The following is an 18,966-nucleotide window of genomic DNA, read 5'->3' as shown; positions in this document are numbered from 1 at the left end:
CGTCCGGGGCCGTCGGCGTTCCGGGGCCGTCCGTGTGCCGGACTCAGCCGTCGCTGCGGCGACGGGCGTAGGCCTCCAGCTCGGCGACCTGCGCCGGGTCCAGCGACGCCCGCACCGTGCGGCGCGCCGTCGCCAGGTGCGCGGCGGTCACCTCGCCCGCGTCGAGGGACTCGCGCATCGCGGTCAGCGCGGACTCGCGCAGCAGCGCCGCGCAGTCCGCGGCCGAGTAACCGTCCAGTTCGGACGCGAGCGCGTCGAGGTCCACGTCGTCGGCCAGCGGCACGTCGCGGCCCGCCGCGCGCAGGATGTCCGCCCGCGCGGCGGCGTCCGGCGGCGGCACGAACACCAGCCGCTCCAGCCGGCCCGGCCGCAGCATCGCGGGGTCGATCAGCTCGGGCCGGTTCGTCGCCCCGACCACGACGACCTCGCGCAGCGGTGTCGCGCCGTCCAGCTCGGTCAGCAGCGCGGCGACGACGCGGTCGGCCACCCCGGCGTCGGTGGAGCCGCCGCGGCGCGGGGCGAGCGCGTCGACCTCGTCGAGGAAGATCAGTGCGGGGGCGGCCTCGGCCGCCCGGCGGAACAGCTCGCGGACCGCGCGCTCGGACTCGCCGACGTACTTGTCGAGCAGCTCGGCGCCCTTCACCGCGAACACGTTGAGGTCACCGGAGCCGGCGAGCGCACGCAGCAGGAACGTCTTGCCACCACCCGGCGGGCCGTAGAGCAGCACCCCGCGCGGGGCGTCGACCCCGAGCCGGGCGAACGAGTCCGGGTGGCGCAGCGGCCACAGCACGGCCTCGGTGAGGGCCGCCTTGACCTCGGTCATGTCACCGACGTCGTCGAGGGTGAGGCCGCCGCTGCCCAGCGTGCCGCCACCGGACAGCGAGATCGGGCGGACCGAGCCGACGGCGTCGAGCAGGTCGGACTGACGGACCTGCTCGGTGGGGTCGGAGCCGGTGCCGCGCAGCGCCGCGCCCACCGCGGCCTCCCGCCGGACCGCCGCGAGGTCGGCGACGACGAACCCCGGTGTGCGGGCGGCGACCGCGCCCAGGTCGACGTCGTCGGCCCGGGGTACGTCGGCCAGCAGCCGCTCCAGCAGCGCACGCCGGGTCGCGGCGTCGGGCAGACCGACCGACAGCTCGCGGTCGACCAGGTCCGGCGCCCGCAGCCGCGGGTCCAGGGCCTCCGGCTCGGCACTGGTGACGACGAGCGCGGGCCCGCCCGGCGCGGTCGCCGCGCGCAGCTCGTCGAGCACCAGCGTGGCCAGCGGCGGCGGATCGGTGGCGGGGAGCAGGGCGTGCGCATCGTGTACGAGCAGCACCGCGGGTGCGCCCGTGCCGGTCCCGCCGGTGCGGGCCTGCGAGATCGCCGCCCGGACCCGCTCGGCCGCGGCGGCCGGCTCGACGGCGGCGACCGCCGGGGCCACGAGCTCGACGCACCGGGCGCCCGCCGCCGCGGCCGCGCTGCGGACCAGTGTCGCCTTGCCCGCGCCCTCCGGCCCCGAGACGAGCACGCCGAGCCGGGCGTCGCCGCCGAGCCGGGTCAGCAGCTCCGGGCGGCGGAACATCAGCTCGAACCAGTCCAGCAGGCGGCGGGCGACGGCCTCGTTCGCGGCGAGGTCCTCCAGCGGCAGCACGGGCTCGGCGGATCCGGCCGGCGCGTCGGCCCCGGCCGGGGCTGACGCGGCTCCCGCGGCCCGCACGGCGGAGGGGGCGGTGGAGCCGCGCCCGGCCCCGCCCGGGCCGGGGACACCGGGCCCGGGCGCCGCCGGTCCCGCGAGGGCCGGGCCGCCGTTCCCGGGGACGCCGGAACCGGGGATGCGGAGCGCGCCGGCTGCGGCCGGGGCGGGGTCGCCGGTGTCGCGGCCGCCCTGCCAGCCCACGACCGTCGACGGCGTCACCGTGACCGGCCCCGCCGGGTCGGCGAGCGCGACGGTCAGCAGCTCCGAGGTCCACGTCCCGCCGACGGCCGCGGCCAGCGCACGGCGCACCGAGCGGACGTCGGCCCCGGCCGCCGGGGCGATGTCCTGCGGGAGCAGGGACACGGCGTCGCCGCGGACCAGGACCTTGCCCGTCAGGGCGAGCCGCAGTGTCGCCGGGGCGACCGTCGCGGTGGTCAGCGCGGACCCGACCAGGCGCACCTCGCGGGCCGCGGTGACCGACGCCGGCGCGACGACGACGGTCGCGCCGTCGGTCAGCCCGGCGTTGGACAGGGTGACGTCGTCGAAGCGGGCCTGACCGTGCGGATCGCCCCGCTCCCCGGCGACGGCGAGCGCCGCGGTGACCCGGGCCCCGGTGAGGGTCACCGCGTCCCAGGAGCGCAGGCCGAGCGCGGCGAGCACCTCGGGGTGCAGCCGGACGACGCCGCGGCGGGCGTCGGCGGCCGCGGGGGCCAGTCGGGCGACGAGCTCCAGCACGGGAGGTCCTCCGGGGGATCGGGTCAGCGACGGCGCAGGCCGAGGCGGCGGCCGGAACCGCGGGGCGCGGCGGCGACGCCCGGACCGCGCGGGTCGCGGACGGCACCGGTGTCGCGCATGCCGTCCCGGCGGGCCTCGCCCTCCGGGTCGAGCCGGCGCCGGACACCGCGGGCCACCGCACCGGCACGGCCGGCGACCCGGCGGCGCAGCGGCGGGCGCAGACCGAGCCGACGGGCGGACCGGGCCGCGCGGGCGACGGCGCGGCGCTGGCGGGTCGGCACGTCCCACGCCTCGGGGTGGTGCGACAGCCAGCGGTAGCGGTAGGCCGTCCAGGGCAGGAGCAGCAGGTAGACGAACCCGGCGACGGCGATCCCGAGGAACGGGATCGTGATCAGGATCGCGACGACCGCGGCCACCCCGACGAGCAGCCACCGGGTGGTGCGCGGGGAGACCCGGACCGTCTTGAGCGACAGCGTCGGGATGCGGCTGACCATGAGCCCGGCCGTGACCAGCGCCCACACCGCGACCAGCGGACGCTCCGACCACCAGCCCTGACCGAAGTGCAGCCACAGGTAGATCGGGATGCCCGCGGTCAGCGCGGCCGCGGGAGCCGGGACGCCGACGAAGAACTCCCGGGCGAACGGCGGGGCGCTGTCGTCGTCGATCAGGGTGTTGAAGCGTGCCAGGCGCAGCGCCATGCACACCGCGAACACCAGGGCCACCATCCAGCCGGCCCGGGTGCCCTCGAACGCCCAGATGTAGATGACCAGGGCGGGGGCGACACCGAAGGACACGAGGTCGGCCAGCGAGTCGAGCTCGGCGCCGATCCGGCTGGAGGCGTCGAGCAGCCGGGCCAGGCCGCCGTCGAGGGCGTCGCAGAGCGCGGCCACCAGGACGGCGATGATCGCGAAGTCGAAGCGCGACTGGAGCGCGAAGTAGACCGCCGTCAGGCCGGCACAGAGGTTGAGGACGGTGACCGCGTTCGGCAGCAGCCGCACGCCGGCGGGATAACCGCCGGCGGGGCGGGACATCCCCACGACCTCAGCGCTCCGCCGGCCCGGCCACCAGGCCGAGCACGGTCTCCCCGCCCACGGTCCGCTGGCCGGGGCGGACCAGCGCGGTCGTCCCGGGCGGGAGGTAGGTGTCCACGCGCGAGCCGAACCGGATGAGGCCGAACCGCTCGCCCGCGGCGACCTCGTCGCCGTCGCGCAGGGCGCAGACGATCCGGCGGGCCAGCAGGCCGGCGATCTGCACGACCCCGACCCCGACGCCGTCGGCGCGGACCACGGTGATCGCGTTGCGCTCGTTGTCCTCGCTCGCCTTGTCCAGGTCCGCGGACAGGAACGTGCCGGGCGAGTACTGGACCCGCGCGACGCGGCCGTGCACCGGGACCCACTGGACGTGCACGTCCAGCACGGTCAGGAAGATCGAGACCCGGGTGTGCGGGACGCGCGGCAGGTCGAGCTCGGCGGGCGGGACCGTCTCGGTCACGGTGGCGACCGCGCCGTCGGCGGGGGCCAGCACCGCGTCGGTGCGCAGCGGCGGGGTCCGGACGGGGTCACGGAAGAACAGCGCGGTGGCCGCGGTGGCGAGCAGGCCCGGCAGGGTGCCTCGGCCGGTGAGGGCGCGCACCCCCGCCGCGGCGAGCGCCACACCGGCGACGATCGGACGCCCGCCCGGGTGCATCGGGGGGATCGCGTCCCGGACCAGTCGGGAGATGTGGGTCGGGGAGGTCCCGGTTCCTTCGGCCATGGTGGGTCGTCGGCTCCTGATGCTCCGGTGGGGGATCACCAACGCTACGCGGGCGCCGCGGACGGCTGTCCGGCGGGACGACCGGGACACGCCGAGGATCCGGGGGTCCCCGCGCCGAGACGGGACCGGTGGCACGATCGTCGGTTCGTGCCCGGAGCCGGCCGCACGCGGTGCGCGACCCCGCGGGCCGGTCGGGGGCAGAAAAAGGGCCGGGGCCGTCGTCCCCCGAGACGACGACCCCGGCCTTGGAACCGCTCGTCCGCTCCCCAGCGACGGGCGGTGGGTCTTGTGCTGTAAAGGGTCTACCCCTCCACACCAGAAAGTATTCCTCTCCGACGACCGGCAGTCCAGATCACGACGGATGTCCGCCGTGATCTACCTCTTTCGGCCGAACGGACACCCCCTAGGACGTCGCCCGCGGTGAGATCGTTGCCCCGACGGCCGATGACATAGCTCACACTTTCGGCGCAGCCGCACGTCCGCGCGAGTGGTGGGCCCGTCGCACAGCGCGATCCCGCTCGCAGCACCCGGACGCCCGTTCCGGTCCGCCCGGCTCCGCGGGTCACCGCCCGGCGCGCCGGGCCGCGGCCACCGGACACCGGGTCACGGGGCGTCGAGCAGCCAGACCGCGACCTGCTCGCCGTCGGCGACGGAGGTGGTGTCGGCGGGCAGGTCGATCAGGCAGTCGGCCCGGGCGAGCGCCGCGATCAGGTGCGACCCGGTGGACCCCACCTCGGACACGGTCCCGGCGGCGGCGTCGAGCAGGCCGCGCCGGAACTGGCGGCGCCCCGCGGGCGAGGCCAGCGCACCGGACAGCCGGGCGGTCACCACCGGCCGCGCCGGTGCGGGGTGCCCGGCCGCCGCCCGGAGCGCGGGCCGGACGAACACCTCGAACGAGACCTGGGAGCTCACCGGGTTCCCGGGCAGGGTGACGGTGGCGACCCCGGTCCCGCCCAGCTCGAGCCGGCCGCAGCCCTGCGGACCGCCGGGCTGCATCGCGACCTTGCCGAACTCCACGCCGTGGCCGGTCATGGCGTCCTTGACGACCTCGTAGGCGCCGGCGCTCACGCCGCCGGAGGTGAGGACGAGGTCCACGCCGTCGCCGACCTTCTCCGCGAGCACCGCGCGGAACCGCTCGACGTCGTCGGGGACGAAGGACAGCTGCTCGGCCGTCGCCCCGGCCTCCCGGACCGCGACGGCGAGCATCGTGCCGTTGGACTCGTAGATCTGCCCGGGCTCCAGCGTGCCGCCCGGGGCGACGAGCTCCGAGCCGGTGGACAGCACGAGCACGTGCGGGCGACGGCGGACCGGCAGCTCCGCCCGGCCCACGGCGGCGGCGAGCCCGATCTGGGGCGCGGCCAGCACCGTCCCGGCCCGCAGCACGACGGCGCCCGACGCGGCGTCCTCACCGGCCCGGCGGACGAACGCGCCCGGCTGCGGGGCCTCGTGGATCCGGACGCGGTCGAGCCCGCCACCGGGACCGGCGTCGGTCTGCTCGACCGGCACGATCGCGTCCGCGCCCTCGGGCACGGGGGCGCCCGTCATGATCCTGGCCACCGTGCCCGGCGCCAGCGCGGGGACGTCGGTGCGCCCGGCCGGGATGTCGGCCGCGACCGGGAGCTCCACCGGCGAGGCAGCCGAGGCGCCGGCGAGGTCGGCCGCACGGACCGCGTAACCGTCCATCGCGGAGTTGTCGAAGGGCGGCAGCGCGACGCCCGCCGTCAGGTCCTCGGCCAGCACCCGGCCGCTCGCGGCGGCCAGCGCGACCGGCTCGGTCCCGGTCGGCGGCAGCAGGGCCGCGACCGCGGCGGCGTGCTCGGAGACGGTGCGCGGACCGGCCTGCGACCAGGTGCTCATGGCCCCATCCTGCCCGCCGTCGCGGACGGCCCGCAGCCCGGCGGGGTCCGCTTGCACTCACCACGGGCGAGTGCTAGAAACGGGCTCAGCATCCACTGGCACTCGTGTCCGTGGAGTGCCAAGGTCGGGTCGGTGAGTCCGGCGCAGGGTTGCCGGGCGTCCGTCGCGGGCACCGCATCCGATCACTCGACTCACCTCTATCGGAGGGCAACACCCCCATGGCGAAGCAGATCGCGTTCGACGAGGAGGCCCGTCGGGGCCTCGAGCGGGGCATGAACACCCTCGCCGACGCCGTCAAGGTGACGCTGGGCCCGAAGGGCCGCAACGTCGTGCTCGAGAAGAAGTGGGGCGCGCCGACCATCACCAACGACGGTGTGTCGATCGCCAAGGAGATCGAGCTCGAGGACTCCTGGGAGAAGATCGGCGCCGAGCTGGTGAAGGAGGTCGCCAAGAAGACCGACGACATCGCGGGCGACGGCACCACCACCGCCACCGTGCTGGCCCAGGCGCTGGTCCGTGAGGGCCTGCGCAACGTGGCCGCCGGCGCGAACCCGATGTCGCTCAAGCGCGGCATCGAGAAGGCCACCGAGGCCGTCTCCCAGGCGCTGCTGAAGTCGGCCAAGGAGATCGAGACCAAGGAGCAGATCGCTGCCACGGCCTCCATCTCGGCCGCCGACCCGCAGATCGGTGAGCTCATCGCCGAGGCGATGGACAAGGTCGGCAAGGAAGGCGTCATCACGGTCGAGGAGTCGCAGACCTTCGGGCTCGAGCTCGAGCTCACCGAGGGCATGCGCTTCGACAAGGGCTACATCTCGCCCTACTTCGTGACCGACGCCGAGCGCATGGAGGTCGAGCTGGAGGACCCGTACGTCCTCCTCGTCTCCTCCAAGATCTCGACCGTCAAGGACCTGCTCCCGCTGCTGGAGAAGGTCATGCAGTCGGGCAAGCCGCTCGCCATCATCGCCGAGGACGTCGAGGGCGAGGCCCTGGCCACCCTGGTCGTCAACAAGATCCGTGGCACCTTCAAGTCCGTCGCCGTCAAGGCCCCGGGCTTCGGTGACCGCCGCGAGGCGATGCTGGCCGACATGGCCATCCTGACCGGTGGCGAGGTCATCTCGGAGAAGGTCGGCCTCAAGCTCGACACCGCCGACCTGTCCCTGCTGGGCACCGCCCGCAAGGTCGTCGTGACCAAGGACGAGACCACCATCGTCGACGGCGCCGGTGACGCCGACCAGATCGCCGGCCGGGTCAACCAGATCCGCGCCGAGATCGACCGCACCGACTCCGACTACGACCGCGAGAAGCTCCAGGAGCGCCTCGCCAAGCTGGCCGGCGGCGTCGCCGTCATCAAGGCCGGCGCGGCCACCGAGGTCGAGCTCAAGGAGCGCAAGCACCGCATCGAGGACGCCGTCCGCAACGCGAAGGCGGCCGTCGAGGAGGGCATCGTCGCCGGCGGCGGCGTGGCGCTCATCCAGGCCGGTGCCGGCCTGTTCGAGGGCCTCGGCCTGGACGGTGACGAGGCCACCGGCGCGAACATCGTCAAGGTCGCGCTGGAGGCCCCGCTCAAGCAGATCGCGGTCAACGCCGGCCTCGAGGGCGGCGTCGTCGCGGAGAAGGTCCGCAACCTGCCCACCGGTGAGGGCCTCGACGCCGCCACCGGCGAGTACAAGGACCTCATCAAGGCCGGGATCATCGACCCCGCCAAGGTGACCCGCTCGGCGCTGCAGAACGCGGCCTCGATCGCGGCCCTGTTCCTCACCACCGAGGCGGTCATCGCCGACAAGCCGGAGAAGGGCGGCGGCGCCCCCGCCGACCCGACCGGTGGCATGGGCGGCATGGACTTCTGATCGGTCCTGCCTCACCAGGCACACAGCACCACCCCGCGGGGGCGGTACCGGTTCGCCGGTGCCGCCCCCGCGGCGCGTCCGGGGGCCGCCGTCACCCCAGGGCGACGACGGCCGCGCGGGCCCGCTCCCGCAGCGCCGTCACCAGCTCCGGCGGGTCCAGCACCCGCACGTCCGGCAGCAGCGGCCACAGCGCCCGCCCGGCGTGGAAGAGGTCCCCGAACGCGGCGACGACCTCGGTCGTCCCGTCCCGTGTCCGCTCCTCGTCCACGGTGACGGCCGACAGCGCGTCGCGGCGGTCGGCGGGCAGCACGAGGTGGACCCGGATCCCGGGCCGCCGCGCCCGGAAGTCCTCCCGGCGGCGCAACCACAGCTCCTCCAGGTCGACGCCCTCGGGCCGGTGCGCGGGCTCGGCCAGCGGCTCGGCCTCCTCGATCCGCGACACCCGGTAGGTGCGGTCGTCCCCGTCGCGCAGCGCCAACAGGTACCAGCGCCCCGACGCCTGGACCAGCCCGACCGGGTCGACGACGCGTTCGGCGGCGGGCCCGGGCTGCGCGCCCGGCCGGGTCCCGGTCCGGTAGCGGATGCGGAGCCGGACCCCGCCGAACACCGCGCGCTGGACGGCGGTGAGCACGTCGGTGGTCGCGCCGTCGTCGGTGTCGCGCAGCCAGCCACCACGCCGGACCAGCACCCGTCCGGCGGCGTCGGTGGCCTGTTCCCGGGCGGCGTCCGGCAGCGCGGCGACGATCTTGCGCATGGCCGAGGCGAACTCCGGCCCCAGCCCGAGCGCGCCGGGCGTCGACGTCGCGCCGGAGCCGAGCAGCGCGACCGCCTCCCCCGGGGTCAGACCGGTGAGGTCGGTGGTGAAGCCCGGCAGCAGTGCGAAGCCGCCGTGCCTGCCGCGTTCGGCGTAGACCGGGATGCCCGCGGCCGACAGCGCCTCGACGTCGCGCAGCACGGTGCGCTCGGAGACCTCCAGCTCGCGCGCGAGCACGGCGGCGGTGGTCCGGCCGCGGTGGCGCAGCAGGAGCACGAGGGACAGGAGCCGGTCGGCGCGCACGTCCCGGAGAATGTCATGGAATCACGACAGGAGATGTCAGGTATCGCGGGCACGCTGGCGCCCATGACGAACCCGACGCTCACCACCGATCCCCGCCCCGCCTACCTGGCCGCCCTCGACTGGGTCGCCCGTCTCGCCCGGGCCGTGCCCGCCGACCGGATGGCCGACCCCACCCCCTGCGACGACTTCGACGTCCGCACCCTGCTCGCGCACCTGGTCACGACACTGCGCAGACCGGCGGCGCTCGCCGCCGGCACCGACCCGATGGCCGCCCCGCTGGTCAGCGACGACGTCCTCGACGACCCGGCGTCGGCCTACGTCGACGAGGCGGCGGCGCTGCAGGCCGTCTGGTCCGGCCCGGACGGCGAGGCACTGCTCGACCGGGTCGCGCGGCTGCCGTTCGGCGAGGTCCCGGCGCGGGCCGCGCTGGCCGTGTACCTGAACGAGACGCTGGTGCACGGGTGGGACCTGGCCGTCGCCACCGGGCAGGACCCGGAGGCCGACCGGGAGCTGGCGACGACGGCGCTCGCCACCGCCCACGCGTATCTGCCCGCCGAGCGGCGTGGCGGCCCGGTGCCGTTCGGCCCGGTCGTGGAGCACCGCCCGGAGGCGGGGCTGACCGAGCGGCTGGCGAACTGGTCGGGCCGGGTGTCGACGGGCTGGGTGGGCTGACGGGCCGGGCGGACCGGGCGGACCGACGGGCTCCGGTGTCGCGGCTCCCCCTCGTGAGCCGCGACGCCGGAGCCCCGCCCGCCCCACCGGCTCAGGCGGCCGGTGCGATCAGCCAGGCGGCGAGGTAGACCAGTGCCGCCGCGCCACCGGTGACCAGGGTCAGGACGAGGACCGCGATGCGCAGCAGCGCGGCGTCCGCACCCAGGTCGGCGGCCAGACCGCCGCAGACACCACCGAGCATCCGGTCGGTCCTGCTGCGCCGGAGCCGGAACGCGGCGACGCGGTCGCCGATCCCCTGCGCCGTCGTCCGGGTCCCGGCGCCGCCGTACGGCGTGCCCGCGGTGTGCGGCGCCCCCGTCGTGTAGGGCGCCCCGGTGCCCGGACCGGGGTGGGCGGCCCCGGGGTCCGCAGCGGCGGCCGGGCCCGCGTCGGAGGGACCGGTGCCGGTGGGCGGGACCTCGGGTCCCGCGGTGCCGGCGCCCGCGGTACCGGCGCCTTCCGGCATGCCGGAGGTGGCGGCGCCGAGCGGTCCGGGGTCGGTCGCGTCGGAGCCGGTGGCCGCCGCGGCGACCGGCACCCGGTCGGTCACCGCGGCGTCGTCGGCTCCGGTCGAGGCGTCGTGGACGTCGGTCCCGGTGGGTGCCGTACCGGTCGTGCTCGCGTTGTTCTCCATGGCTCCAGGCTGTCGCCCCGGCGCGCGCCGGGACTCGGGACGAGCCCGGAGACCGACCCGGAACCGGGACCGCCCCGTCTCAGGGGCACGCCCCGCGCGTCCCGGGGTCGCGGCGCCGCTCAGCCCGGCGGACGGGGCCCGGGCGGGGGGCGGCCGGGCGGCGGCTCGACCGGGCCGCGCTGCTCCGGCGGGGCCGCGGACGGCGGGCCCGGCCGGTGCGGCGGGTCGGGCACCTGCCGGTCCCGCATGCGCACCACCCGGCCGAGCACCAGCGCGACGACGACCGACAGGACCAGCCACGCCCCGATCCCGACGAGGATCCACAGGGCGGTCGACATGTGCCCTCCCCGGCCGTCGCGGACCGCACCAGTGTGCCCGTGATCGGCGCCGTACGGAGGCCCCCGATCCGGGGGGCGGGCTCAGCCGGCGTCGGGCAGGGCGGGGCCGAGGAGGTCGTCGGCGTCGACGATCCGGTAGGCGTAGCCCTGCTCGGCGAGGAAGCGCTGCCGGTGCGCGGCGTAGTCGGTGTCCACGGTGTCGCGGGACACCACCGAGTAGAAGTGCGCCTGGCGGCCGTCGTTCTTCGGGCGCAGCAGGCGCCCGAGCCGCTGGGCCTCCTCCTGCCGGGACCCGAACGTGCCGCTGACCTGCACCGCGATCGTCGCCTCGGGCAGGTCGATGGAGAAGTTCGCGACCTTGGAGACCACGAGGGTGTCGATCTCGCCGCGGCGGAACGCGTCGAACAGCTTCTCCCGCTCCTTGTTGCGGGTCGAGCCCTGGATCACCGGGGCACCGAGCTTCTCCCCCAGCGCGTCGAGCTGCTCGAGATAGGCCCCGATGACCAGCGTCTGCTCGCCCTTGTGCCGGTCCAGGATCGCCTGCACGACGTTGAGCTTGGTGTTCGCCGTCGACGCCGTCCGGTAGCGCTCCTCGGAGTCCGCCGTCGCGTAGGACATGCGCTCGGCGTCGGTCAGCGTCACCCGCACCTCGATGCACTCGGCGGGCGCGATCCAGCCCTGCGCCTCGATGTCGCGCCACGGGGCGTCGTAGCGCTTCGGGCCGATCAGGGAGAACACGTCGCCCTCGCGGCCGTCCTCGCGGACCAGGGTCGCGGTGAGGCCGAGCCTGCGGCGGGACTGCAGGTCCGCCGTCATCCGGAAGACCGGCGCAGGGAGGAGGTGCACCTCGTCGTAGACGACCAGGCCCCAGTCTCGGGAGTCGAACAGCTCCAGGTGCTTGTACTCGCCCTTGGTCTTGCGGGTGACGACCTGGTACGTGGCGATGGTGACCGGGCGGATCTCCTTCTTCTCGCCCGAGTACTCGCCGATCTCCTCCTCGGTCAGCGAGGTCCGCGCGATCAGCTCGCGCTTCCACTGCCGCCCGGAGACGGTGTTGGTCACCAGGATCAGGGTCGTCGCGCCCGCCTTGGCCATCGCGGCCGCACCGACGAGGGTCTTGCCCGCGCCGCAGGGCAGCACGACCACCCCGGAGCCGCCCTCCCAGAACCCGTCGACCGCGTGGCGCTGGTAGTCCCGCAGCGTCCAGCCGTCCTGCTCCAGCTCGATGGGGTGGGCCTCGCCGTCGACGTACCCGGCGAGGTCCTCGGCGGGCCAGCCGACCTTGAGCAGCGCCTGCTTGAGGTGCCCGCGCTCGGACGGGTGCACGACGACGGTGTCGTCGTCCAGCCGCGCGCCCAGCATCGGGCTGATCTTCTTCTGCCGGAGGATCTCCTCCAGCACGGCGCGGTCCAGCGCGGTGAGGACGAGGCCGTGCGCGGGGTGGTGGGACAGCTGCAGCCGGCCGTAGCGCCCCATCGTGTCGACGACGTCGACCAGCAGCGGCTGCGGGACCGGGTAGCGGGCCCAGCGGACCAGCGCGTCGACGACCTGCTCGGCGTCGTGCCCGGCCGCGCGCGCGTTCCAGAGGGCCAGCGGGGTGACCCGGTAGGTGTGGACGTGCTCGGGTGCCCGCTCCAGCTCGGCGAAGGGCGCGATGGCCGCACGGGCCGCCGCGGAGTCGGGGTGGTCCACCTCGAGCAGCAGCGTCTTGTCGGACTGGACGATCAGGGGGCCGTCGGTCACGGAACGAATCCTCTCGAGGCCGGGGAACGGAGCTGTGCGGGTCCGCCGGACGCCGAGCGGAGACGAGCGGTCGGCGTGTGTCACGTCACGTGACCATGAGGCAACCGGCCCTACGCCACTCGGGAGACGAGGGTTCCGGGGGCTAGACTCGGCAGCCGTCCGTCACGCACAGACGGGACCCGGCACGATCATATCCGTCCGACCCCCCCGGGACGCGGCAACCGCCGCCCCGTGTCGGTCGTGGTGTGGTCGAGCGGTTCCCGTCGTGACCCCGAAAGGCGCACCGGACCAGCTGATGCTCCCCGACCTCGTGCCCGCCGCGCCGCCCGTCCCCGGACCGGAGACCGACAGGGAGATCTCGCCGTGACCACCGTGACCAGCACGGAACGCCCGAGCACGTGGTCGGAGCGACTCGACCCGCGGAACTGGAGCCTGGTCGCCAAGCTGGCGGTCGTCGGTCTGGTGCCCACGGTCCTCGCCCTGTCCATCGGCGCCGTCCGCGTCGTCGACCAGGCCAACGTGGCCGAGGAGCTCGGCCGCGGCAGCGGCCTGGTCGACGTGCACCGCCAGATCGAGACGCTGACCGGCGCACTGCAGACCGAGCGCGACGCCGCGGTCCGCTTCGTGGCGGGCAACCGGCTCGGTGACCGGGCCGCCGTCGACCGGGCGCAGGCCACGACCGACCAGGCGCTGCAGGCCACCACGGCGGGGCTCGACACCGCCGAGCAGCAGGCCCCCGACCTGGCCACGGCCCGCCGGCAGGCGGACACCACGCTGGGCCAGCTGCCGGTCATCCGGTCGCAGGTCGCCGAGGGCCGACCGCGGCCGCCGACCTCACCGGCCGCTACACCGCGGTCGTCCAGCGCACGCTGGGGCTGGACCGGGCGCTGGTGGGGCGGCTGCAGACCGCCGACACCGCCGGCCTGACCACGGCGATCGCCGCCGGGTCGAGCGCCCGCGAGGCCCTGCAGCTCGAGCGCACCGTGATCGGTGGCGCGCTCGCCGCGGGGACGCTGGAGGAGCAGCAGCGCGCACAGGCCACCGGGGCCGAGGCCTCGTTCCAGGCCGCGGCCGGTGACTTCCAGTCGTCGCTGACGCCGGAGCAGGCCGAGTCCTTCGGGAACTTCGGTGCGGGCCAGGCGAACGGCGAGCGCAACGCGCTGCGTGACCAGGCACTCTCGGTCCCGCCGGGGGTCGCGCCGCCGGTCGACCCGAACGCGTGGAACGCCGCCGTCGACCGGTCCGTCGCAGCGGTGGACCAGTCCACCGGCGCCGCCGAGCAGGCGTTCGTCGACGGCCGGGCCGCGGCCGCCGAGCAGGCGGGCAACACCGCGGGCCTCAACTCCGTGCTGCTGATGCTCACGATCCTACTGACCGCGGGCATCATCCTGCTGCTGGGCCGTCAGATGGTCCGTTCGCTGCGCCTGCTGCGCAGCTCGGCGCTCGAGGTCGCGGAGCAGAGGCTGCCCGCGGCGGTGCAGAGCATGCGGTCCGGGCAGGCACCGAACGCACTCGTCGAGCCGGTCCCGCTGGACAGCCGCGACGAGATCGGCCAGGTGGCGCGGGCCTTCGACGCCGTGCACGGCCAGGCGATCCGCCTCGCCGCCGACCAGGCCGCGCTGCAGCAGAACGTCAACTCGATGTTCGTCAACCTCTCCCGCCGTTCGCAGGCGCTCGTCGAGCGCCAGCTGCAGCTGATCGAACAGCTGGAGAGCAACGAGCAGGACCCGGACCAGCTGTCGAACCTGTTCCAGCTGGACCACCTCGCGACACGTATGCGCCGCAACAGCGAGAACCTGCTGGTCCTCGCGGGCACCGACCTGGCGAAGCGGAACGTTGCGCCGGTGCAGGTCGTCGACGTCCTGCGGGCCGCCGTGTCGGAGGTCGAGCAGTACCAGCGGGTCGTCGTGCAGACCCCGCCGAACGCGACGATCGCCGGTCGCGCCGCGAACGACCTCGTCCACCTGCTCGCCGAGCTGCTGGACAACGCGACGAACTTCTCGCCGCCGGACTCGCAGGTCGTCATGTCGACGACCCGCACCGCCGACGAGTCGCTGCTGATCGAGATCTCCGACCGCGGTGTCGGCATGACCGACTCCGAGCTGGTCGACGCCAACCAGCGTCTGTCCGGCCCGGCCGAGGTCGACGTGTCGGCCTCCCGGCGGATGGGCCTGTTCGTGGTCGGCCGGCTGGCCGCACGGCACCGCGTCGGCGTCCGGCTCGCCTCGGCCGCGGTCGGCGGCGGCTCGGGTGGGCTGAGCGCCTCGGTGACCGTCCCGCCGCAGCTGGTGCCCTCCGCGCAGCTGCCCGAACAGCGCCGCGACGGCGACCCGGGCAGCTGGGGCGGCGTGCCGCCCCAGGGTGGCGAGCAGCAGGCCCCGCAGCCGGCCCCGGCGCTGACCGGCGGCGGAGCGCCCGACGGGCCCCGGCCGGACTCCCCGGTCGCGGTGAACGGGAACGGTCGCGGAGGGTCGCTGCCGTCGATGGTCGCGGGCTCCGACGGCCCGATGACCCCGACCTTCGAGACCGGCACGCCCTCGTCCACGACCGCGCGCAACGGTTCGGCCTCGAGCCTGCCGACGCGCCGTCCGGGGTCGTCGCTGACGAAGAACGCGGCCCCCGGCGACGCCGGCGGGCAGACCGCCGACGGGTCGGCCCCGACCCTCAACGGGTCCGCCCCACAGGGTCTGTCGGCCTTCGCGCCGTCGCAGGACGGCGCACACGACGGGCGGACCCCGGCCGACGTCTTCACCCCGGCCGACGAGGCCGGCTCCGGTCCCGCCGACGGCGACGCCCCGCACGGCGCCGAGGCGTTCCGGGGCACCGGCCCGGCCCCGTCCGGCGACGGTGACGGCCCGTCCGACGACACGGGCACCGGCGCCGGATCCCTCACGGACACCGAGGACACCGAGGCCGCGGTCCCCGCCGAGGGAACCGACCACACCGACACCGACGGTGACGCGGACCGCTCCGGCGGCACCGCAGCCCGTCGGCCGCCGCCGCGCTCGGGCTGGCGGGTGCCGCTGCGGCGGCCGCCGCGGCCCGGGCCCGCGCCGACCGCGACATGGACGACACCGTCGTCCTGGACCGGGCGATCGGTGACGGCCCCGAGGACCACGGGCGGACCCCGGCCGACGACGAGGGCGCCGGGGAGACCGACGCCGTCACCGAGGCCGGTCCGGACGGGACCGACCCGGACACCGACGGCTCCGTGGACTCCCGCGCCACCGACGGGGACACCGACCGGGACGCCGACCGGAACACCGAGGGGACCGCCCCGGAGGAGACACCGCTCGCGGCCCGGACGAACGGCATCGCGCCGTTCCCTCCGGCCCCGGGCGACCGCACCGACGCCCGCAGGACCGACGGTCACGCCCACGACGGGACCGGAGCCGCGGACGCGGCAGGCACCGACGTGAGCGCCCCGTCCGGCCACACCCCGTCCGACGACACCGACGTCGACGCCACCGGGGTCGACGCCACCGGGGTCGACGCCACCGGGGTCGACGCCACCGGGGTCGACGCCACCGGGGCGGGCAGCACCGCGACCGACCCCGCCGAGGACGACACCACCGGCACGGCCGCGTCCGCGGACGCCCCCGGGACCGGCGCCGACGGCGACCGTCCCGCGGACACCGCGTCCGTGGACGGCGCAGCCGCGGACAACGGCTCCGGGGAAACCGGATCCGGGGACGGCGGCTCCGCCGGTACCGAACCCGAGACCGCGGCACTCCCGACGATCCGCCCGTCCGGCCGTACACCGATGGGCGGGCCGCTCCCGGCCCGCACCAACGGGTCCCGTCCCTCCCCGTCGCGACGCCCGGTCATGCCGGCCCGCGGCGCCGGACCGGCGCTGCCCACCCGTGGGCCCGGCCGCCAGGGCCCGCCCCCGGCACCGGCCCGCGGACCGCAGCAGCCCGCGCCCCAGCAGGCGCAGCCGGTCCAGCAGGCGCAGCACCCGGAGGCTCCGCAGGAGCGTCCGGTGCAGCAGGCGCCGGGCAGGCAGGCGCCCGCACCGCTGCCGAAGCGGGAGGGTGGCCGGGCCGCGGGCCCGGCGGGCCTGGCCGCGAACGCCGCCGGTTCCTCGCAGGACGCGCTGTTCGCACCGAAGGTGCCCGTCGAGGGCGACCGGGGTCAGCTCCGGCGCCCCGGGGCGGTCGAGTCGGCCCGGGCCCAGACCGGGTTCGACATGGGTCAGACCACCCCGATCTTCGACGACATCGCCTCGGCCTGGTTCCGCTCGAACCGCTCGGTGCCGGTCCGCTGGCAGGACGGCGCCGGCCCGAACGACGGCGCCCCGGCGCCCCCGGCGGGCTTCGCCTCCCCCGCCGACGACGTCTGGCGGCAGGCCCGCGAGGCCACCGACGGCGACGAGTCGGAGACCGCCGGTGACGACCTGACGACCGCCGGACTGCCCAAGCGACGCCCGCGGGCGCGACTGCTCCCGGGCAGTGCGGCAGGATCGACCGTGCTCAGCCCCGCTCCGGCGGAGCCGAGGGACGCCGAGAGCGTCCGTGGCCGTCTCGCCAGCTACCAGCAGGGCGTGCGTCAGGGCCGGGAGAGCGCCTCCGGTGTCCGCCGCAACGCACTGGCCGGCACGACGGACACGGTCGACGGCGACTCCGAGCAGCACGACCCGCAGGACCAGCACGACCGGCAGGGCACCCGTGCCCCGCAGGACACCACCGCGACCGGCACCCCCGAGCCCGCCGCGGACCGACCGAACTCGTCCGACCCCGAGGAGAACCAGTGAGGGCACCGCAGGCACAGCCGAGCCAGAGCCGTTTCGGCTGGCTGGTCACCAACTTCGCGGAGCGCGTCCCGGGTGTCGCGCACGCCATCGTGGTGTCGACCGACGGGCTGCTGCTGACCGCATCCGACCGGCTGCCGCGCGACCGGGCCGACCAGCTCGCCGCCGTCGCATCCGGTCTGGTCAGCCTGACCCAGGGCGCCGCGCGCTGCTTCGACGCCGGTGGCGTCGTGCAGACCGTCGTCGAGATGGACCGCGGGATCGTGCTGCTCATGTCGATCAGCGACGGCTCCTGCCTGGCCGTGCTCGCCTCGCCGAGCTGCGACATCGGCCTCGTCGGCTACGAGATGACGCTGCTGGTCGACCGGGTCGGCCAGCTGCTCACCCCGGAGCTGCGCGCCGAGCTGCAGGGTTCGTTCGGGCCCTGAGGCCGCGACTCCGGACCCCCAGGACGCGTTACCGTCATGCACCCCATCCCAGGATCGACCAGAGCGGGTGAGATCCGATGACCCAGGACCCGGGCGGACACGGCCCCGAGCCGACGTTCGCCGACGTCATGAACGGGTTCAGCCTGGACTCCAAGCGCAAGCCGAAGAGGCGCCGATGGGGGCGCAACCGTCCGGAGGACGACGTCGAGCCGGAGGTCGCCGCCCCCGGGCGCCCGGTCCCGCCGCCGAACCCGGCCGAGGTGACCGGCCCCATCGGCGGATCGGCGGCCTACGGGCTGCCGCCCACCCCGGCCGAGCTGGAGGCCCAGCGGACCGGTGACCGGCCGGACCGGCCGTCGCCGTCGCCGGCACAGAACACGGGGCCCGGCCCCGCGCACGACCCAGTGGCAGCGCCGCCGCCGGTGCCCCCGTCCGCGGGTGGCGCCGCCTTCGTCCGGCCCTACGCCTGGACGCGGGGACGGACCAAGTCGGGCTACGAGCTGGCCGTCGAGACCCTGGTCTCGGTCAGCAACCGGGCCCGCAGCCAGCTGGAACGGCTGCCGATGGAGCACCGCTCCGTCGCCGACCTGCTGCTCGAGCAGACCCGCTCGGTGGCCGAGGTCGCGGCGCTGCTGTCGCTCCCCCTGGGCGTGGCCCGGGTGCTGCTCGGGGACATGGCCTCGAACGGCACGGTGACCGTTCACCAGACCGCGAGCACCCCCGGCAACGCGCCGGACCTCGCGCTGATGGAAAGGGTGTTGAGTGGACTCCGTCGGCTCTAGGCCACAGCCGCCCCAGCCCGCGGCCGGGATGGCCCGTGCCGCGACGATGTCGGCCAAGATCGTGGTGGCCGGTGGGTTCGGCGTCGGGAAGACCACCTTCGTCGGATCGGTCTCGGAGATCATGCCGCTGACCACCGAGGCGGTGATGACCGAGGCGAGCGCGTCGCACGACGACCTCTCCGCCACCCCCAACAAGCGGTCCACGACCGTCGCGATGGACTTCGGTCGCGTCTCCCTGGACGCCGACCTGGTGCTCTACCTGTTCGGGACGCCGGGCCAGCAGCGGTTCTGGTTCATGTGGGACGACCTGGTCCGCGGCGCGATCGGCGCCGTCGTCCTCGTCGACACCCGGCGCCTGGCCGACTCCTTCGCCGCGATCGACTTCTTCGAGGACCGTGGCCTGCCCTACGTCGTCGGGGTCAACGCCTTCGACGGGCAGCTGCAGCACACCCTCGACGACGTGCGCGAGGCGATGTCGATCGACCCGGCCGTCCCGATGGTCGTGTGCGACGCCCGGCACCGGCAGTCGACCAAGGAGACCCTGATCGCGCTGGTGCAGCACGCGATGCACCAGCGGATGGCCGCCGGCGCGCGCTGACCCGTACCCGACCCGACCCGGACACCGCGGCGGCGCAGGCACATCGTGTGCCGGCG

At 75.7% G+C, this 18,966-nt stretch carries 16 protein-coding genes; 8 read left to right on the top strand and 8 right to left on the bottom strand.

All coding sequences use genetic code 11. From position 1 onward, the window contains the following. Positions 1 to 43: 43 nt before the first annotated feature. From AC0GKK_RS18070 to moeA, 4 genes are all read right to left on the bottom strand, one after another. Positions 44 to 2,413: an AAA family ATPase gene (locus AC0GKK_RS18070; protein WP_489882169.1), complete on the bottom strand. Its 2,370-nt coding sequence runs from the start codon at positions 2,411 to 2,413 to the stop codon at positions 44 to 46. 23 nt (positions 2,414 to 2,436) lie between these two features. After that, positions 2,437 to 3,444, bottom strand: a complete 1,008-nt coding sequence (gene pssA / locus AC0GKK_RS18065; RefSeq protein ID WP_489882168.1) for a CDP-diacylglycerol--serine O-phosphatidyltransferase — start codon at positions 3,442 to 3,444, stop codon at positions 2,437 to 2,439. Between the two features lie 10 nt (positions 3,445 to 3,454). Next, a complete protein-coding gene (locus tag AC0GKK_RS18060; protein ID WP_489882167.1) occupies positions 3,455 to 4,165 on the bottom strand; it encodes a phosphatidylserine decarboxylase in 711 nt (236 codons plus the stop codon). A gap of 603 nt (positions 4,166 to 4,768) precedes the next feature. After that, a complete protein-coding gene (gene moeA / locus AC0GKK_RS18055) occupies positions 4,769 to 6,022 on the bottom strand; it encodes a molybdopterin molybdotransferase MoeA (RefSeq protein ID WP_346109298.1) in 1,254 nt (417 codons plus the stop codon). Positions 6,023 to 6,240: 218 nt separating this feature from the next. Between moeA and groL the strand changes: the two genes are divergently transcribed. Beyond that, positions 6,241 to 7,869, top strand: coding sequence for a chaperonin GroEL (gene groL / locus AC0GKK_RS18050; RefSeq protein WP_020622657.1), 1,629 nt, complete (start codon positions 6,241 to 6,243; stop codon positions 7,867 to 7,869). Between the two features lie 91 nt (positions 7,870 to 7,960). On the opposite strand, the gene AC0GKK_RS18045 is transcribed toward groL, so the two are convergent. Continuing rightward, positions 7,961 to 8,926, bottom strand: a complete 966-nt coding sequence (locus AC0GKK_RS18045) for a helix-turn-helix transcriptional regulator (protein WP_253069152.1) — start codon at positions 8,924 to 8,926, stop codon at positions 7,961 to 7,963. A gap of 63 nt (positions 8,927 to 8,989) precedes the next feature. On the opposite strand from AC0GKK_RS18045, the gene AC0GKK_RS18040 reads away from it, so the two are divergent. Continuing rightward, positions 8,990 to 9,598, top strand: coding sequence for a TIGR03086 family metal-binding protein (locus AC0GKK_RS18040; RefSeq protein ID WP_489882166.1), 609 nt, complete (start codon positions 8,990 to 8,992; stop codon positions 9,596 to 9,598). A gap of 91 nt (positions 9,599 to 9,689) precedes the next feature. Here AC0GKK_RS18040 and AC0GKK_RS18035 read toward each other — a convergent pair whose 3' ends face one another. From AC0GKK_RS18035 to AC0GKK_RS18025, 3 genes are all read right to left on the bottom strand, one after another. After that, the gene (locus AC0GKK_RS18035; RefSeq protein ID WP_308215801.1) at positions 9,690 to 10,271 is read right to left on the bottom strand and encodes a PspC domain-containing protein; all 582 of its coding nucleotides are present in this window, start codon (positions 10,269 to 10,271) and stop codon (positions 9,690 to 9,692) included. A gap of 119 nt (positions 10,272 to 10,390) precedes the next feature. Then, the gene (locus AC0GKK_RS18030) at positions 10,391 to 10,609 is read right to left on the bottom strand and encodes a hypothetical protein (protein WP_489882165.1); all 219 of its coding nucleotides are present in this window, start codon (positions 10,607 to 10,609) and stop codon (positions 10,391 to 10,393) included. A gap of 81 nt (positions 10,610 to 10,690) precedes the next feature. Further along, positions 10,691 to 12,352 carry a DNA repair helicase XPB gene (locus AC0GKK_RS18025; protein WP_253069366.1) on the bottom strand — a complete coding sequence of 554 codons (1,662 nt, stop codon included), beginning with the start codon at positions 12,350 to 12,352 and terminating at the stop codon, positions 10,691 to 10,693. 363 nt (positions 12,353 to 12,715) lie between these two features. On the opposite strand from AC0GKK_RS18025, the gene AC0GKK_RS18020 reads away from it, so the two are divergent. The 6 genes from AC0GKK_RS18020 (at position 12,716) to AC0GKK_RS17995 (ending at position 18,910) form a co-directional block, all read left to right on the top strand. Further along, positions 12,716 to 13,279 carry a nitrate- and nitrite sensing domain-containing protein gene (locus tag AC0GKK_RS18020; RefSeq protein WP_489882164.1) on the top strand — a complete coding sequence of 188 codons (564 nt, stop codon included), beginning with the start codon at positions 12,716 to 12,718 and terminating at the stop codon, positions 13,277 to 13,279. Next, positions 13,243 to 15,771 carry a sensor histidine kinase gene (locus AC0GKK_RS18015; RefSeq protein WP_489882163.1) on the top strand — a complete coding sequence of 843 codons (2,529 nt, stop codon included), beginning with the start codon at positions 13,243 to 13,245 and terminating at the stop codon, positions 15,769 to 15,771. The genes AC0GKK_RS18020 and AC0GKK_RS18015 overlap by 37 nt, the downstream gene beginning before the upstream one ends. After that, positions 15,768 to 17,105, top strand: a complete 1,338-nt coding sequence (locus tag AC0GKK_RS18010; RefSeq protein ID WP_489882162.1) for a hypothetical protein — start codon at positions 15,768 to 15,770, stop codon at positions 17,103 to 17,105. Before AC0GKK_RS18015 ends, AC0GKK_RS18010 begins: the two co-directional genes overlap by 4 nt. Next, positions 17,102 to 17,530, top strand: coding sequence for a roadblock/LC7 domain-containing protein (locus AC0GKK_RS18005; protein WP_020623626.1), 429 nt, complete (start codon positions 17,102 to 17,104; stop codon positions 17,528 to 17,530). Before AC0GKK_RS18010 ends, AC0GKK_RS18005 begins: the two co-directional genes overlap by 4 nt. A gap of 77 nt (positions 17,531 to 17,607) precedes the next feature. Further along, complete coding sequence (locus tag AC0GKK_RS18000) at positions 17,608 to 18,312, top strand: DUF742 domain-containing protein (RefSeq protein ID WP_489882161.1); 705 nt, start codon at positions 17,608 to 17,610, stop codon at positions 18,310 to 18,312. A 28-nt stretch (positions 18,313 to 18,340) separates the two neighbouring features. Beyond that, positions 18,341 to 18,910 (top strand): GTP-binding protein, encoded by a 570-nt coding sequence (locus AC0GKK_RS17995; protein ID WP_083474372.1) that lies wholly within the window; start codon positions 18,341 to 18,343, stop codon positions 18,908 to 18,910. The last annotated feature ends 56 nt before the right edge of the window (positions 18,911 to 18,966 follow it).

This window comes from Pseudonocardia sp. P-1 (genome assembly GCF_058111925.1).
Note: the sequence above shows the minus strand (reverse complement) of the source record. Positions and strands in the feature narration are given on the sequence as shown.

What these genes read in the sequence shown, in the direction of transcription:
- pssA (WP_489882168.1), bottom strand. Translation starts at nt 3,444, where the DNA reads ATGTCCCGCCCCGCCGGCGGTTATCCCGCCGGCGTGCGGCTGCTGCCG.
- AC0GKK_RS18060 (WP_489882167.1), bottom strand. Translation starts at nt 4,165, where the DNA reads ATGGCCGAAGGAACCGGGACCTCCCCGACCCACATCTCCCGACTGGTC.
- moeA (WP_346109298.1), bottom strand. Translation starts at nt 6,022, where the DNA reads ATGAGCACCTGGTCGCAGGCCGGTCCGCGCACCGTCTCCGAGCACGCC.
- groL (WP_020622657.1), top strand. Translation starts at nt 6,241, where the DNA reads ATGGCGAAGCAGATCGCGTTCGACGAGGAGGCCCGTCGGGGCCTCGAG.
- AC0GKK_RS18040 (WP_489882166.1), top strand. Translation starts at nt 8,990, where the DNA reads ATGACGAACCCGACGCTCACCACCGATCCCCGCCCCGCCTACCTGGCC.
- AC0GKK_RS18035 (WP_308215801.1), bottom strand. Translation starts at nt 10,271, where the DNA reads ATGGAGAACAACGCGAGCACGACCGGTACGGCACCCACCGGGACCGAC.
- AC0GKK_RS18030 (WP_489882165.1), bottom strand. Translation starts at nt 10,609, where the DNA reads ATGTCGACCGCCCTGTGGATCCTCGTCGGGATCGGGGCGTGGCTGGTC.
- AC0GKK_RS18000 (WP_489882161.1), top strand. Translation starts at nt 17,608, where the DNA reads ATGACCCAGGACCCGGGCGGACACGGCCCCGAGCCGACGTTCGCCGAC.
- AC0GKK_RS17995 (WP_083474372.1), top strand. Translation starts at nt 18,341, where the DNA reads ATGGCCCGTGCCGCGACGATGTCGGCCAAGATCGTGGTGGCCGGTGGG.